This is a genomic window from Rhodococcus sp. WAY2 (assembly GCF_009859915.1).
GTDB classification, from domain to species: domain Bacteria; phylum Actinomycetota; class Actinomycetes; order Mycobacteriales; family Mycobacteriaceae; genus Rhodococcus_F; species Rhodococcus_F oxybenzonivorans.
Genome location: NZ_CP046572.1, coordinates 354398 through 370080, shown reverse-complemented (window position 1 = coordinate 370080; position 15683 = coordinate 354398). Strand labels below are relative to the sequence as shown.

General features: G+C 67.1%; 17 protein-coding genes. 2 read left to right on the top strand and 15 right to left on the bottom strand.

Going from position 1 to position 15683, the window contains the following annotated elements; genetic code table 11:
• Positions 1-18: 18 nt before the first annotated feature.
• Together GFS60_RS01725 and GFS60_RS01720 are read right to left on the bottom strand one after the other, a co-directional pair.
• A complete protein-coding gene (locus GFS60_RS01725; protein WP_374432773.1) occupies positions 19-936 on the bottom strand; it encodes an NADP-dependent oxidoreductase in 918 nt (305 codons plus the stop codon).
• Between the two features lie 111 nt (positions 937-1047).
• Entirely contained in the window at positions 1048-1692 is a 645-nt protein-coding gene (locus GFS60_RS01720; protein WP_159918723.1) for a UdgX family uracil-DNA binding protein, read from the bottom strand.
• Between the two features lie 102 nt (positions 1693-1794).
• On the opposite strand from GFS60_RS01720, the gene GFS60_RS01715 reads away from it, so the two are divergent.
• Both GFS60_RS01715 and GFS60_RS01710 read left to right on the top strand, forming a co-directional pair.
• Positions 1795-2160, top strand: a complete 366-nt coding sequence (locus GFS60_RS01715; protein WP_109325915.1) for a RidA family protein — start codon at positions 1795-1797, stop codon at positions 2158-2160.
• Positions 2161-2298: 138 nt separating this feature from the next.
• On the top strand, positions 2299-2826 hold the full coding sequence (locus GFS60_RS01710; protein ID WP_159918722.1) for a MarR family winged helix-turn-helix transcriptional regulator: 528 nt from the start codon (positions 2299-2301) through the stop codon (positions 2824-2826).
• Between the two features lie 36 nt (positions 2827-2862).
• Here the strand turns inward: GFS60_RS01710 and GFS60_RS01705 are convergent, their stop codons facing one another.
• The 13 genes from GFS60_RS01705 to GFS60_RS01645 all read right to left on the bottom strand — a co-directional run bounded on the left by GFS60_RS01705 (position 2863) and on the right by GFS60_RS01645 (position 15680).
• Positions 2863-3528 carry a TetR/AcrR family transcriptional regulator gene (locus GFS60_RS01705; RefSeq protein ID WP_236603345.1) on the bottom strand — a complete coding sequence of 222 codons (666 nt, stop codon included), beginning with the start codon at positions 3526-3528 and terminating at the stop codon, positions 2863-2865.
• 42 nt (positions 3529-3570) lie between these two features.
• Positions 3571-4602 carry an aromatic ring-hydroxylating oxygenase subunit alpha gene (locus GFS60_RS01700; protein WP_159918721.1) on the bottom strand — a complete coding sequence of 344 codons (1032 nt, stop codon included), beginning with the start codon at positions 4600-4602 and terminating at the stop codon, positions 3571-3573.
• A gap of 2 nt (positions 4603-4604) precedes the next feature.
• Positions 4605-4820, bottom strand: coding sequence for a recombinase-like helix-turn-helix domain-containing protein (locus GFS60_RS01695; RefSeq protein ID WP_159918720.1), 216 nt, complete (start codon positions 4818-4820; stop codon positions 4605-4607).
• A gap of 12 nt (positions 4821-4832) precedes the next feature.
• Positions 4833-5792, bottom strand: a complete 960-nt coding sequence (locus GFS60_RS01690; RefSeq protein WP_201453494.1) for a PDR/VanB family oxidoreductase — start codon at positions 5790-5792, stop codon at positions 4833-4835.
• 141 nt (positions 5793-5933) lie between these two features.
• The gene (locus GFS60_RS01685) at positions 5934-8075 is read right to left on the bottom strand and encodes a catalase (protein ID WP_159918719.1); all 2142 of its coding nucleotides are present in this window, start codon (positions 8073-8075) and stop codon (positions 5934-5936) included.
• A 132-nt stretch (positions 8076-8207) separates the two neighbouring features.
• Entirely contained in the window at positions 8208-8942 is a 735-nt protein-coding gene (locus GFS60_RS01680) for an MBL fold metallo-hydrolase (RefSeq protein WP_159918718.1), read from the bottom strand.
• A 109-nt stretch (positions 8943-9051) separates the two neighbouring features.
• Positions 9052-9993, bottom strand: a complete 942-nt coding sequence (locus GFS60_RS01675; protein WP_159918717.1) for an ABC transporter substrate-binding protein — start codon at positions 9991-9993, stop codon at positions 9052-9054.
• Positions 9994-10033: 40 nt separating this feature from the next.
• Positions 10034-10741, bottom strand: a complete 708-nt coding sequence (locus tag GFS60_RS01670) for a class II aldolase/adducin family protein (RefSeq protein WP_159918716.1) — start codon at positions 10739-10741, stop codon at positions 10034-10036.
• On the bottom strand, positions 10738-11892 hold the full coding sequence (locus GFS60_RS01665) for an LLM class flavin-dependent oxidoreductase (RefSeq protein ID WP_159918715.1): 1155 nt from the start codon (positions 11890-11892) through the stop codon (positions 10738-10740). The genes GFS60_RS01670 and GFS60_RS01665 overlap by 4 nt, the downstream gene beginning before the upstream one ends.
• Complete coding sequence (locus GFS60_RS01660; RefSeq protein ID WP_159918714.1) at positions 11889-12989, bottom strand: LLM class flavin-dependent oxidoreductase; 1101 nt, start codon at positions 12987-12989, stop codon at positions 11889-11891. Before GFS60_RS01660 ends, GFS60_RS01665 begins: the two co-directional genes overlap by 4 nt.
• Positions 12986-14029, bottom strand: a complete 1044-nt coding sequence (locus GFS60_RS01655; protein WP_159918713.1) for an ABC transporter substrate-binding protein — start codon at positions 14027-14029, stop codon at positions 12986-12988. Before GFS60_RS01655 ends, GFS60_RS01660 begins: the two co-directional genes overlap by 4 nt.
• Positions 14026-14832 carry an ABC transporter ATP-binding protein gene (locus GFS60_RS01650; protein WP_109334792.1) on the bottom strand — a complete coding sequence of 269 codons (807 nt, stop codon included), beginning with the start codon at positions 14830-14832 and terminating at the stop codon, positions 14026-14028. The genes GFS60_RS01655 and GFS60_RS01650 overlap by 4 nt, the downstream gene beginning before the upstream one ends.
• Positions 14829-15680, bottom strand: coding sequence for an ABC transporter permease (locus GFS60_RS01645; RefSeq protein ID WP_159926777.1), 852 nt, complete (start codon positions 15678-15680; stop codon positions 14829-14831). The genes GFS60_RS01650 and GFS60_RS01645 overlap by 4 nt, the downstream gene beginning before the upstream one ends.
• Positions 15681-15683 lie beyond the last annotated feature (3 nt).

Below are 15683 nucleotides of genomic sequence, written 5' to 3'. Positions count from 1 at the left end.
CTTATTAACAACCCGTTGTTAATAAGTACTCACAGGGGTCAGAACGAGCTTCCCCCGGCTGCCGCCCTTCTCACCCTCACGGTGGGCGTCCGCAGCACCGGCGAGGGCAAAGGTGCGAGCGGGTGGCAGTGCCAGTGCGCCGGCCGCGGCCGCACTACCGAGGCGTCGCAGGATTTCGGCGCTCCAGTCGTCAGAGGTGCCGGAGGAGAAGGTGATACCGAGCTCGAAGGCCGCCCCGTCGGACAACGTCACGATCCGCTCGGTACCGCCGCGCAGCTCGATAGCGGCCGGCAGCCCCCCGACTCCGGCATCGAGGACGGCGTCGACACCCTGCGGTGCGAGTTCACGAACCCGCTGGGCCAAGCCGTCACCGTACGTCGTCGGGACGACGTCCAGTGCGCGGAGTGCGTCATGGTGGCGTTCGCTGGCGGTGCCGATCACCGTGACTCCTCGTTGCCGGGCCAATTGCACGGCCAGGGTTCCGACTGTTCCCGACGCCCCGTTCACCAGAAGTGTCTCGCCCTCACGCAGGTCGAGCAGTCGCAGTCCGCGATCGGCGGCTTCCCCGGCCACGGGAATCGTGACGGCGTCCGTCCAGCTCAATTCGCGCGGTTTGGGGACGATGACGCTGGCGAGCACGTAGTCGGCGTAACCGCCGGTGTCGGACCAGCCGAACATTTCGTCCCCGACCACAGCCCCGGTCGCAGACGGACCGACGGCATCGACGACGCCGGCCACCTCACTGCCTGGAACTTTCGGGAACTGCACCGACATCACCTCGGCCATCGAACCCGACCGCACCTTCCAGTCGATCGGGTTCACCCCGGCGGCGCGGACAGCGAGGCGCACCTGATTCCCCGTGGGTTCCGGAATGGGAACGTCAACCACTTCGAGTACGTCGGGACCACCGTAGGAGGAATAGGAGACGGCCTTCATGGTCTGCTTCGGATTCGTCATAACCCCATGTTGTCTCGCGGGGCGGTCCCTCGCCTACCCCTGTGAGTACTTATCGACAACGGGTTGTTAATAAGTACTCACGGCAGGGCCTTACAGGGCAAGGGCTGCCTTCTTCAAGTCCTCGACGAGTCCGGAGAACGCCTCGTCCCGATCCGGTCCGCGCAGGACGGCGGACGGGTGGATGGTCACGAAGACGTCGGGATCGCCGGAAACGTCCACTTCACCGTCGAGATGCAGCCGCTCCCCGCGATGCTCGGTGAGCCGAAACGACGGTCCGAGCAACGCTTGGGCGGCGGTCGCGCCGAGGCACACCAGGACATCGGGCACTACCGCGTGCAGCTCGGCGACGAGCCACGGCCTGCACGCCACGATTTCGGTGCGGTTCGGTTTCTTGTGGATGCGGCGCTGACCGCGTTCGGCGGGTACGTACTTGAAGTGCTTGACCGCGTTGGTGACGTAGGTGAGATCCCGGTCGATGCCCGCCGCTTCGAGGGCCTTGTTCAGCAGCTTGCCCGCGGGCCCGACGAACGGTTGCCCCGCGCGGTCCTCCTGATCACCCGGTTGTTCGCCGATGAGCATCATCCGGGCGGAGCGCTTGCCGGCGCCGAAGACGGTTTGCTCGGCGTCGCGGTAGAGATCGCAGCCGCGGCATCCTCCGGCGGCGTCCGACAACGCGTCGAGGTCGACGGTGTCGGGCACGAACGGCGCTGCCGACTGTTTCGTGGCTCGTGGCATGCGGGTCGAGTACCCGCGGGCGGGGTATTCATTCGCCGGACCTGCCAATTAGTTTAGCGCTAAGATATACTGAGTCGACGCCTACTTCGAAAGCGAGTCCCCATGTCCATGACTGAAGTCTCCGCCCATCACCCCTACAGCCCGGCCGTGGTCGCGGGAGGTTTGGCCTTCGTTTCGGGTGCCCTGTCCGTCGACGCCGAGGGCGTTGCCGTACCCGGGCGCACCGAAGCTCTCGACGCCGCCGTGGACCGGATGGTCGATCGCCTCGCCACCGTGGGTGGACAGCTTCAGGACGTCGTGAAGCTGACCTACTACGTCACCGACCTGACCCTGCGTGAAGAGGCCAACCGGCAGTTCGAGCGCATCTTCGACGAACCGCGCCCGGCCCGCACCTTCCTCGAGGTGAGCAGCCTCCCGTACGGCGCGATTGCCGAGATCGACGCCGTCGCCGCAGTCGGTGGCCGCTGAGCGACTCCCCCGACCAGACGACCGCGGGTCCCCGTCCTCGACACACCGGACGGGGACCCGCGGCGCGTCCCCTCCTCCCGGCAATCCGATACCTTGGGACTCAACAGTTCAGGACCACAAAGTTCAGGAGGCGCCCCGGTGACGCAACGCCCGGTTCCCGACCGTGACGCCGTCGACGACATCGTCGATCAGTGGGCACACCAGTGGCCTGAACTGGATGTGAGTCCACTGAAAGTTCTGGGCCGCTTGCACCGTTCGTACCTGCGTTACCAGGCCTCGCTGGCTGTCGTGTTCGAAGAGCACGGCATCAACATGGCGTCGTTCGATGTGCTCGCCGCGCTGCGGCGTTCGGGTCCGCCCTACCGGATGACGTCCGGGCAGTTGGCGGAGTCCGCTCTCGTGACCACGGGTGGCGTGACCCTCCGGGTCGACCGGCTGGAGAAGGCGGGTCTCGTCGAGCGTGAGCGGGACGCGGAAGACCGCCGGATCGTGTACGCACACCTCACCGACGAGGGCCTTCGGGTGATCGAGAAGGTGGCGGAGGCACACTTCGCGAACGAGGCGCGAATTCTCAGTGGGATGTCCGCGACGGATCAGGCGTCCCTCGCGGAACTGCTCCGCAAACTCGAACATTCGATCGTCGACAACCAGACGCCCCTCACCTAGGGAGACAACCAGACGTCCCTCACCTGGGGACCTGGTTCAGCAGGCCGGCCTCTCGACGAGTTCGGTGTCGCAGTCGAATCCGATGAAGCGTTCGGCTGCGGCCGTCATCTCGACGATGAACCGACGTTGCTCGTCCGGGGAGGCCCCGATCAGGTGGGCGGCTCCCCGCCACTGCGCATCCGACAGTTTGCGGGCGAGCTGGGCGGCCTCGGCGCAGGGCCGTGCGATCCCGGCCTCGTCCAGCCCCTCGATGAAGCGGGTGTACCGGGCCAGGATCCGGGTGTGCGCCTGCGACAGCTGCTCGCCGACCACGGGGTCGACGGCCGCACGGGCTTCGATGACGGTGAAGAGCCGGCCGACGCTGTAGACGGTGTCGATGAATGCGGCAGTGGCCGCGCCCAGCACGGTACGAGGGTCGGCGTCCGGCGGTACCGCGGTGCGCTGCGCTTCGAGGAACTTCTCGAACACGGCGGCGGCCACCGCATGAAATGCGTCCTTCGTGGACCGGAAGTGCCGACGGAAGTCCGTCACCGACCGGCCGGCGCTCTCCGCGATGACCGCCTCCGTGGTCTTGTCGTATCCGAGCTCTGCGAAGCAACGACCCGCCGCCTCGATCAACGCACTCCGATCCGCAACGCCGTCGTTTTCGTGCACCGCTCGCGCCTCCTCGTACCGGCCGGCTCCCGACGTGTCGGCCGTCACACATTCTTGGTTGACAGTTCATTCAAGTCAACCCGCGCGACCTTACGCTCCGGCGAGCGCCTCCGCCTGTGCTGCGGCCTGGCTCCGGTAGAGACGGCGCAGGCGAATGACCCCGAGGTCGTGCTGGTAGAGGTTCTCGGCCTGGTCGGCGTCGGCGGCCATTGCCTCGAGCATGACCCGGTCCTGTTCGAGAACCGCCCAGTGCCGCTCCTCGAGTTTCGTGCGGTAGAGGAAGCGCCAGACGTCGCGCTCCCAGCCCTCCACCCGGCGGTACCGCCAGAAGAAGACGGCGGTGGTCTCGGCGTCGATGGGCGTTCCCATTCCGACGATGCCGAACGATCCGCCGGGGCCTGCGGTGGGCGGGTACGGGATTTCCAGGTCGACCCAGTCGACTCCGGTCCGGCAGAATTCGACCCAGTCGAAGTTCACGCCCCGCTGGTCGGTCTTCTCGAAGAAGAACCCGCGATCGGTTTCCCGGATCCGGAACTTGGCGGACGTTTCCCCGCCGAACATCGAATGCGACTCGCGGTGCAGGAACGCGCCGTGCATCGGATCGAGCAGGTTCTCGAGGGTGAAGCGCCAGGGCGCCTTCCATTCCGCGTAGCAGAGGAAACGGGAAATACCGTCGTCCACGAGGCGTTCGGGGAGTTCGAGGGGACCCGGTTCGGCGTCCGGATCGGTGCCGAACCATGCCAGGACGGCGCCGGCCACCTCACGCACCGGGAGGCTGGTGACTAGCCGCTTGCCCTCGAGATTGCACCCGGGCATTCCCGGCACGGACACGACGGTTCCGCCGCCGTCGACCTGGACCCCGTGATATTTGCAGGCGACCCGGTCACCGAGGTGCTGTCCCTGCGACAGCGGTGCTCCGCGGTGCGGGCACCTGTCGGCGAGCATGCGGAGGCTTCCGTCGGACTGACGAAACAGAAGCCAGTCCTCGCCGAGGCGTCGCACCTTCTTCATGTCGCCGCGCGCGACGAAGTCCGAGGGACAGACCGCGTGCCATTGGTTCCGCATGCCGGTGGCGAAGATTTCGTCGCCGGTCAGTGCCGTCTTGTTCAGTCGATTCACCATGTTCAGGCCGCCATCCGTCGCATCTCGTCCGTGAACGTGTCGGGGGTCCACGGTTCCCCACTCGGGCTGCAGATACCGAGGTCGTTCAGCCCCTTCACCAATCCCTCGAGGTGGTGCACACCGGTACCGAAGACCTCTTCGATGGCACCGGCAAGCTTGAGCTCGTACGGAGTGGGGCCCGCGGTGCCGGCCTGCCGTGGTTGCAGGTAAAGACTCATGGTTCTTCCCTTCTAGAGGTCCAGCACGAGCTCGTCGGAGCGGGCGCGGGAAACGCAGATCATCATGGTTGCCCCGGACTCCTGCTCGGCGCTCGAGAGCAGCGAGTCACGGTGATCGGGGGTGCCGCACAGGACACGGGTTTCGCAGGTACCGCAGATGCCTTCCCGGCACGAGTTGGGGACGTCGACACCGGCTTCCTCGAGCGCGTCGAGGACGGTCCTGTCGGCGGCGACGGTGGTGGAGATGCCCGACCGCTCGCAGACGACCCGGACCGGTCGGTCACCGGCCAGCGTGTCGGCGGGTATTTCCTTGGCTTTGAAACGTTCGAGCTGAATGGACCCTTCGGGCCACCCGGAGGCGACGTTCTCGATGGCGGCGAGCAGGCCTTCGGGTCCGCACGCGTAGACGAGGGTGTCCTCGCGAACCTCGCCGAGGAGCGCGTTCAGGTCGAGGATGCCGTCCACGTCTTCGGTGACGACCTGCACCCGTTCGCCGTGCGCGGACAGTTCGTCGAGGAACGCCATCGACGCGCGGGAGCGTCCGCCGTAGTGCAGTTCCCAGTCGGCGCCCATCCGTGTAGCTTCGCCGATCATCGCGAGCAGCGGTGTGATGCCGATTCCACCGGCGACGAACAGGTAGCGGGGAGAGGGAAGGAATTCGAAGTTGTTGCGCGGTGGGCTCACGTGGACGGTGTCGCCGGGACGCAGCGTCTCGTGAATGTGCCGGGACCCGCCGCGACCGTGCGCCTCGTGCAGGACCGCGACTCGGTATCCGGTCTTGTCGTCGGGATCGCCGCAGAGGGAGTACTGCCGCACGGTGCCGCCGCTCAGGTGCAGATCCAGATGGGCACCCGGGGTCCACTCGTGGACTGCCCCGCCGTCGGGCCGTTCGAGGCGGAGCGAGACGACGCCCGAGGACTCGACCCGCATCTGACGGACCATCATGGGGATGGTGTCTGCGTCTGTTGTCATCGATACTCCTGCACTCGGTATTTCCTTAGTGCTCAATAATTTAGCACTAAGATGTATCTTGCGCCACAGTTGCAGGAATTTCGTTCCTACGAACGAACGGTGACCCGGCCGTGGGGCCGGGTCACCTGGTATTGCTGTCGATCAGACGGTCCGCTCCCATACCCGGTGCGACCGCATCAGCGTCGTCATGCCGTCGAGCAGCCCCTCGGTCTCGTCCGCCACGACGATTCCGGGGGCATCGGCCGAGATGCCGGCGCTGACGAGCAGATCGCGGCCGGCAGGCCACCCGCCGATCGCCTTGCAGTGGCGGAATGCCTCGGAGACGAGCACCAGAAGCCGGGGATCGGACGGGGATGCGGCGAGGAGGATCGCGTCGAATTCCACCGAACGCATCGTCAGGAACGTGCGCGACACCGGTACCGCCTCCTTCCCCGACCCGAGTTCACCGCCGTGGGGTCCGATGACCAGCGGAACCATCCCGCCCGCATCGATCGTCTTCACGGCGGCGGCCACCTCGGCCAGGTCCGACGTCTCGTCCGCGACGATGCCGATGATCCGGCCGTCGACCGGCCACTCGGCGCCCACCTGGGACAGCGCGGGACTGACGATCGGCGGCGCCTCGTGGGCGACGGTCGGCTCGGGGGCCGGGAGTCCGAGCCCGGCAGCAACCTCCGCACACAGGCCGGTATCGATCTCGGCGAGAACGCGGAGTGTCCGCTCCTTGATGGCCTGCTCGTAGCACTTCCCGAGTTCGAACGTGTACGCCTGCGCGACGTGGGCGCGTTCGATGTCGGTGAGGCTGGCGTAGAAGAGCCGGGCCTGCGAGAAGTGGTCGTCGTAACTCGCGGGGGCGCCCCGGAGTTTAGTCGACTCCGGCATCGGCACCGGCACCTCGACGAAGGCACTGGTGTCCGCTCCGGCCAGGAACGGGCATCCCCCGTCGAGCGAATTGGGCCGGTACGGCGCGACCCCGGGATGTACTCCGGTCTGGTGCATGCCGTCGCGCAGCATGTCGTTCACCTCGGTGTGGGGACGGTTGATCGGTATCTGCCCGAAGTTCGGGCCACCGAGCCGGCTGATCTGTGTATCGAGATACGAGAACAACCGGGCCTGCAGCAGCGGATCGTCGGTCACGTCGATGCCGGGAACGAGGTGGCCGGGATGGAACGCCACCTGCTCCGTCTCGGCGAAGAAGTTGGTCGGGTTCGCCGTCAACGTCATGACGCCGATCGGCTGCACCGGAGCCAATTCTTCCGGCACGATCTTGGTGGGGTCGAGGAGGTCGATTCCGTCGAACATCTGGTCGGGAGTGTCCGGGAACGCCTGGATTCCCAGTTCCCACTGCGGGTAGGCACCGGCTTCGATCGCATCGGCCAGATCGCGTCGATGGAAGTCGGGGTCCATGCCGTTGATGATCTGCGCTTCCTCCCAGACCAGCGAGTGCACGCCCAGCTTCGGCTTCCAGTGGAACTTCACCAGAGCGCTCTCGCCGTCCGCATTGATCATGCGGAAGGTGTTGACGCCGAAGCCTTCCATCATCCGATACGACCGCGGGATGCCCCGGTCGGACATGTTCCACAGCGTGTGCGCCGTCGCCTCGGTGTGGAGGGACACGAAGTCCCAGAAGGTGTCGTGGGCGCTCTGGGCCTGCGGAATCTCACGGTCGGGATGTGGTTTGCCGGCGTGAATGATGTCCGGGAACTTGATCCCGTCCTGGATGAAGAAGACCGGAATGTTGTTTCCCACCAGGTCGAAGGTGCCCTCGCTGGTGTAGAACTTGGTGGCGAAACCGCGGGTGTCCCGGACGGCGTCTGCCGAACCACGCGAGCCGAGAACAGTCGAGAACCGGACGAAGACGGGGGTTTCGACGTCCTTGCCGAGGAAGGCGGCCTTACTGATCGGCTCGGCGGCGCCGTAGCCGCGGAACACACCGTGCGCAGCAGCGCCCCGGGCGTGGACCACCCGCTCGGGAATCCGTTCGTGATCGAAGTGGGTGATCTTTTCCCGCAGATGGTGATCCTGAAGGAGGGTCGGTCCCCGCTTCCCCGCTTTGAGCGAATGGTCCGTGTCGTACAGACGCGCCCCCTGCGCGGTCGTGAGGTACTCGCCCTTCTGTCCCCTCGCCGTCTCCGCACCCTTGACGGGCTCACCCGTCGCGGTCCGCAATGCAGGCGACCGCTGATCGGACTTCGGTGGAAGCGGCTCTTTGGGCTCGGTCGGCTCGTCGACCGACGGTGTTCCCGATCCGGGTGTTCCTGGGATCAGCGGCTTCTTCTCGGACACGTAAGTTCCCCTTCGCTGTCGCTCGAGCAAGGCCGGTGCCGCATCGCTGTTGTACGGCGCCGCTCTCGAGGCAGAGTGCCCAGACGGGAGCCGCGCAACCCATCCCCTGGTCGCACCCGTGGGACGCGGGGGTCAGTGCCGGCCGGCGTACCGTTCGCGTTCGGCTTCGAACCGTTGCTCGTAGGCGGAGGCGAGGTCGTGCAGCGCCTGGACGCAGTCGCCGGTGAAGGCCGGTGCATGCATGGGTGCCAGGGTTCGGGGTTCGAGATCCGCCAGTGCGCGGATGGTCGGTTCGAGCGCCGGTGTCAGGCACGTCGCCCTCCCGTTGTCCTCACCCTCCAGCGCCGGACCGAGCAACTCCTCTTCGGTCAGGGCGGGATGATGACCGAACGCGGTAAACAGATCTCCGCAGAACAGGGTCGACGTCGTCTCCTCGAACATCAGTCCCGCATCCCAACCGTGCGGGACATGCGGGGTGTCGATGTGGCGCACCCGCCGCGTCCCCGTCTCGAGGACGTCGCCGTCGTCGAGGGGCCGCGGCATACGGTCGGCCAGGTCGTTCACCTGCACGAAGCAGCCCATCGCCCCGTGCGCGACCTCGGCGTGCGGCGCCACCCCGAGCCACGAGTTCATCGCGCCGCACTCGTCGGCCTCGACGTGGCCGAACGTGATCCATCGCAATCGGTCGAGTGGGATCAGCCGCGCGACCGCCTCGGATGCCGACGGGAAGAGGAACCGCTGTCCGGTGTGGAAGAGGAGCGGCTCCTCACCGTCGACGAGGAACTGGTTCATGATCAGGTTCGCGTCGTCGATGTACGTCGACATGCGGTAGATGTCGGGCGCGATCTCGGTGATCGTGGTGTCCATGTCCGGCCTCCGCAAGGGTGACGGTGTCCTGGAACACCACCCTCCCCCTCCCCGCTCGCGGAGACAAGGGAATCGGCACGACTCGCCGAGTTGCGTGCCCGGAACCCCGCTACACGGCGGCGCGATCGGCGGTGACCAACTCGCCGATCTCCGGGACCACGGCGTCGCGGACCCGGATCGACCGCGGGAGGAGTCCGTTGGCCAGCAGGAGGTCGGCGGCGCGTTGCTGTTCGTCCAGGAATTCGTCGGTCACCGGGTTGATGCCGAAGGGCCGGCCGCGCAGCGCCGCCTCCCAGGCATCGAGACTGGCGGTTCCGCCGCGCCGCTCGACGTCGTCGACGAAGAACTGCGCCGCTTCGCGCGGGTGTGCCTCGATCCAGGCGTCCGACTCCTGCAGCGCCTCGACGACGGCCCGCAGCTGTTCGGCGTTGTTCTCCGCGAAGTCGCGGCGGGTGAACCACAGCGAGGGGTGGCTGAAGAGTCCGTCCGTTTCGACGAGCGTGCGCAGTGCGTGCTCGGCTTCGATCTCCGCCAGCCCCGGGTATGCGCCGACCCACGCATCGATGGTTCCGCTGACGAGTTCGGCGCCGCCTCCGCGCACGTCGGTGTCGACAGGAACGATATCGGACCAGGTGAGCCCTGCCCGGTCGAGCGCGAACAGGAGCAGCGTCGTCTGCCATGAGCCGTGTGCGATGCCGACGCGCTTTCCGCGAAGATCCTCGACGGCGTCGATGCCGGACTCCGTCTTCACGACGAGGCGGCCGTTCTCGATGCGGGGCCCGGAGATGCCGATGTAGACGAGGTCGCGGTCGTGCGCCAGGCCGGTGATCGGCGGGGTGAAGCCGGTGCCGATGACGTCGTATCCGCCGTCCTCGAACAGCCAGTCGGAATGCAGGGTCGGAAGGGCGTTGGTGGGATCGACGGGCGGCTTCGACGGAAGGTCACGCAGATCCACCCATTCGACGTCGGGTAGCCGACGCTCGAGGATTCCGGTGTGCCGCAGCACGAAGAGCGAGTTGTTGTGCGGGAAGTATCCGACACGGACTGTCATGGCCGTTACCTGTTCTGTTCGGTTGAGGAAGGTGAGGACATCAGAGGAGGCCGCGGCGGCGGGCCTCGTCGGCGAGCCCCGAGCGTCCCCACTGCACGGCGAGGTTCGAGGGGTCGAATTCGACGGAACCACCGAGAGATTCGGCGATGGCCTGGAATTGTGCGCCCTCTTCGAGGAGAACGACGAATTTCGCGAGCTCGAGCAGGCCGCTGCGGCCGATCACGTTGACACCGCCGTTGGCCTCGAAGACGGCCACGAGGTCCGGGTCGTCCTGCAGACGTTCGAGGATGAAGTCGCCCGCCGACTGCGAACGATCGATGTGCGGCGGAATCTCCCGCGAGAGCGTCAGCCGCTGTGACGCCGCATACCGGATCGGCAAGGTGCGATGGGTTTGCGCCCAGCCGCCGAGCCACGGTGTGTGAATGTGGACGACGCTGGTGATCTCGGGATGCTGCCGGAAGACGGCGGCGTAACCGGTGACGAATCCGGCGGAACCGTTACCCGACAGCACGTCCCCGTCGAAGGTCGCCACGACCGGTGACACGTGGGGATCATCCGCCCACGGGCCGGGATCGTTCAGCGCGACGGCGATCTCGGTGCCCGGGACCCGTTCGACGAAATTGACGGTGCCGTTGGCCGACACGGTACCGGTGCTCCGGAATACGGCGAAGGCCTTGTCTGCGTCGCGCTGCGCTGCCTCCACGAAGGTGGTGACGTCGGAGTTCACGCGATTCTCGGTTGTAGTCATGGTGTGTCCTGTCCGAAAGTGGGAAGTGGTTGGCGTTGCAGGAGGGGAAGAACTTCTTCACCGACGCGGTATGCCTCCTCGAGGTGAGGATTGCCGGCCAGGATGAAGGCGTCCACGCCGAGCTCACGCAGTTCGTCGAGACGTTCGGCGACCTGCTCGTAACTGCCGACCAGTCCGAATGCGGGGCCGCCTCGGATCAGGCTGAAGCCACACCAGACGTTGGGCTGGACTTCGAGGTCCCGGTAGCCGGTGATGTGTTCGGGTACCCAGCCGTTGATGCGGGCCGCCCCGACGGAATCGCCCTGCGCCGCCCGGTTTGCGGCATCCTTGTCGACGAAGGCCCAGCCCTTCTCGATCTCCGCCCAGGCCGCTTCTTCGGTGTGGCGGGCGACGATGTCGATCCGCACCGCGAATTTGGGGGTGCGCCCGAGTTTCGCGGACTGCTCTCGTACGCCGTCGAATTTTTTCCGCAGGTCTGCGTACGGCTCGAGCCAGGACAGGTAGTAGTCCGAGTGCGTGCCCGCGGCGGCGACGGCCGCCGCGGACGAGCCGGAGAAGTACACCTCGGGGAACGGTTGTCCGGCCAGACCGGGAGCCAGGGCAGCACCGGCGGTGCGGAAGAACCGGCCGTCGAAGTTGAATGGCTCTCCGTCCCACACGCCTCGGAGGACGTCGAGGAACTCGGAGGTCCGGGCGTAGCGGTCGTCGTGATCGACTTTGTCTCCCCACCACAGCTGAGGGGCACCGCCACCGCCGCTGATGATGTTGTAGACCAGTCGCCCACCGGTGGCCCGCTGCAGGCTCGCCGACATCCTGGCCGCCTGTACCGGGTGCAGGAACCCGGGCTGGAAGGCGACCATGAATCGGTACGTGGTGGTCTCGGCGGCCAGCGCGGACGCGGTTGCCCAGGGGTCTTCCGTCATCGGGAAGGACGGCAGCAGACCGCCCAGGAAGCCGGCCGACTCGGACGCCTTGGCCACCGCGGCCATGTGGTCGATGTACCCGTAGCCGTCGAGTTCACCGTTCCGGATCGCCGGCGCGATGTTGCCGGGACCGTATCCGCCCGCGTCGCCACGGTTGTAGCGCCGCGGCGTGCGCAGTGACGCGTGGTCGCCCTCCATACCTATGCGCCAGTAGAAGTCGATACTCACGCGTGTGCCTCCTGACCGGCGAGGGTGCGTCCGGCGGGGTCGACGAGATGGAGCAGGTGTTCGCCCGCCCGGTGAAGTTCCTCGATGTGCGGTCGGCCGGTGAGGACGAAGCCGTCGATATGCCGGAACGACGACAACTCGCGGGCCACGTCCTCATAGCTGCCGATCAGGCCGATGGGCTGGTCGTAGCCGAGGCGGTCGAACCCCGACCACTGGGAGTTCTCGCGTGCGAGAGCGCGGCTGTCGCCGCTCACACCGTCCGGGTGCGCCTCCCGCCACAGCCGTTCGACGCGCGCCCACGCCTCGTCCGTCGTCTCACGCGCGATGATCGGCAGCCGCAAGAGCTTTCGCACCGACCTGCCCTGCTCGAGTGCACGGTCGGCCAGGGTGCGCGCGGACGTCTCGTACCCGGTGTCGGTCAGCACGAATTGGTGGACGTCACCGTGTTTGGCAGACAACGTCACAGCCTCGTCCGAATTCCCGGTGAGGTGCACGACGGGGAAGGGAAGCCCGGAGAGGATGCCGCGGAAACCGCCGTCGATCACGTCGTAGTGGTTCCCGGCGAACTCGTATCCGGTGCCACCGAATCCGCCCGGAAGAACCTCGCTGTCGTTCCACACGCCGCGAGCCACGGTCAGGAACTCGTCCGCACGCGCGTAACGATCAGGACCGGTCACCCGGTCGCCGCGGGCGCGGGCGTCGGCCGGGTCGGTCTCGACCTTCAGTCGCCACTCGAGCCGTCCACCGGAAAGCCTCTGCAGGGTCGCGGACATCTTCGCCGCGTACACCGGAGTGCCGAACGCGGGATGGAATTCGACCGCGACCCGCGCGTGCCGGGTCTGCCGCAGTGCCGCCGCGGCCACCACCCAGGATTCTTCACCCGACGGGTCGTAGGGCGCGATCACTCCGTCGACTCCCGACAGTTCCGCGGCGTGGATCACCTGGGCGAGTTCGTCGAAGGGGCCGAGCTTGCCCGGACGCAGGTCGGTGGCGACCGTCGCCGGACGATCGCCACCGAAGCCGCCGCGAGTGTTCAACTCGGATGCGACCCGGCGCCCGTCACCGCGGGACGGTAACTCCCAGTAGAAGTCCGTCACGTCGTGGGCTCCTTCTCCGCGGCGAGCTGTGCCTTGGCCTGCTCGAGGGGTTCGCGCGCCACCCAGGATTCGAGGTCGAAATCGCTGGCGAGGAAGCCGTGGGCGTACAGGAACTGTTTCTGGACGCCGAGAAGGTCGACCCGCTCCTCGGACAGGTTCAGGTGGAGCCCTTCGTGGAAGTTCTCGCCGTACGCCGCGACGACGCCTTCCGGCCCGGACTGTGTCTCGGTCTGGAAGACGGCACGTACCTGTTCCACGTTCGCCGCCGCCCAGTCCGCGGCACGCAGGCTCTCGGCGAGGAAGCCGATCACGATGTCGGGGCGGTGTTCGAGGAGGTCGGCGTGCACGGTGACCGGGCGTGGGGTGCCGTTGTTCACCCGATCCCGCAGCGAGGCAGTGGAATCGAGGTCGACCGCGACGACCAGCCCGTGCTGCCGAGCCACGTCCTGGGCGCGGGCGCCCTTGACGTACACGGCATCGACATCACCCGCCAGCAGCGACTCGATGCCCCAGGTGGTGTTGCGGTCGGGATTGGCGGTGCGCACCTGCGGAGCCGCCGTCGTCGCGACCTCCACCAGCTTTACGTCCGCGAAGGACAGCCCGCCGAGGCGCAGCGCGGAGGCGACACCGTGCAGTGCCATCGCACGAGGGAAGCTCCGCGCCCGGTCGGCGGCCCAGGCGGGGATGCCGACCCGCAGCCCGGCCAGCTCGGCGGCCGCGCGGACGCCGGACTCCGGGCGCACGAGAATCGCCTGCGCCTCGTCGATCCAGGTGAGTCCGATCAGCCGGGTCGGTGAACCTTCGGCGCGTGCGGCGAGGGCCGGCACGTTGCCGCCTTCCCGGATGAGGCCCGGCAGTCGGTGATCGAAATGTCGCACGGCCAGTTCGGGACCAGCATCCTGCAGGACACCGAATTCGACTCCGGCGGCGTCCGCGGTCCGACCGAGCCAGCCGAGATTGTTCGCGAGGCCGCTCGCCGTGGGTACCGGGCAGCGGGTGTACCAGAGGGTGTCGAGCGCAGGTCCGGTCGTCACAGTCATGAGTTGTCCTTATCTGGTGGGGAATGGCGTCCCACTCCCAGTTGGGCGAGGAAGGTCGCGCGGTAGCGGAGCGAGTCGGGATCGTTTCTGTCCCGCGGACGCGGGAGATCGATGTCGACGTCCACCGCGAAGCCGCCGTTGTCGAGGATCAGCACCCGGTCGGCCAAGCGCACCGCTTCGTCGACATCGTGCGTGACGAGCAGAACGGCCGGGCGGTGCCGGGCCACCAGGTCGCCGACGAGGTCCTGCATCTGTAACCGGGTCAGCGCGTCGAGCGCGGCGAAGGGTTCGTCGAGCAGCAGCAGTTCCGGTTCGCGGACCAGGGCACGGGCGAGCGCGACCCGTTGTGCTTCGCCGCCGGACAGGGTGGCGGGCCAGGCTCGCTGTTTGTCGCCGAGATTGACCTCGGCCAGCGCACGCTGGGCGTTTTCGCGGGTGACGCGTGACCGACGTTGCCCGACCGACACATTCGCCAGGACACGCTTGGACGGGATCAGTCGCGGTTCCTGGTACACCACCGTGCGTTGTCGCGGTACCAGAACGTCGCCGCTGTCCGGTGGCTCGAGCCCCGAGAGCAGTCGCAGGAGTGTCGTCTTGCCGGTACCGCTCGGGCCGAGCAGGACCACGAACTCGCCGCGGGTGATCTCGAGGTCGATTCCGGCGAGTACGTGCTTGTCGCCGAACGACTTCCGCACACCCTTCAGCGACACGGCAAGGGGGGACCCGGCTCGTCGTTCCGCTGCGGTGGTCGCGGTGCGTTCGCGGGGGGCGAGCGGGGGCAACGGCGCCTCGGTGGTGTTCATCGGGTCACCGACAGTTGCCGCCACGGCATCGCGAACTTCTCGATCACCCGGACGACGGCGTCGAAGATCAAACCGAGAACCGCATACAACACGATGCACAGAACCATGTAGTCGGTGCGGTTGTATTCCTGCGCGAGGGTGACGAGGTACCCGATGCCTTCGCGGGTGCCCACCTGTTCGGCGGCGATGAGCCCGGTGATGCTGAGTGACAGGCAGATACGCAACCCCATCAGCACTCCTGGCAGTGCGGTCGGCAGAATTGCGCCGAACACCAGCCGCCAGCCGGTGAGCCCGAACCCGCGGGCGGCCTCGACCATCTTGCGGTCGACGCCGCGCACTCCGAGGTAGGTGTACGCGTACATCGGAGCAAGGGTCGCCACGGTGATGAGGACGACCTTGAACGTCTCGTCGATGCCGAACCACGCGATGAACAGCGGAACGAGCGCCAGGAACGGCACCGCCCGGTTGATCTGCATCGTGGAGTCGATGAGCTCCTCACCGAGCGCGGAGAGTCCGGACAGCACTCCGAGCACGAGCCCGATGACGACACCGCAGCCCACACCCAGCGCAGCGCGTTGCAGCGACGCGATCCCGAAGTCGAGTAGCTGGCCCGACTCGTACAGCTCCGCGAAGGCCTGCCACACCGCAGGCGGTCCGGCGAGGATCTCGGGGCTGAGGATGCCGGTGGAAGACCCGATCCACCACCCGGCCACGAGCAGCGCGGGGACGAGGAATCGGAGGGGAATCGAGATCCACCGGGGCCGTTCCCGGGTGCGGCGATAGCGGGGTGTCTCCAGTGTCAGGGTTCCCGGTGCCGTGTCGCGCGCGGGTTCCGTCAGGGTCACCACCGA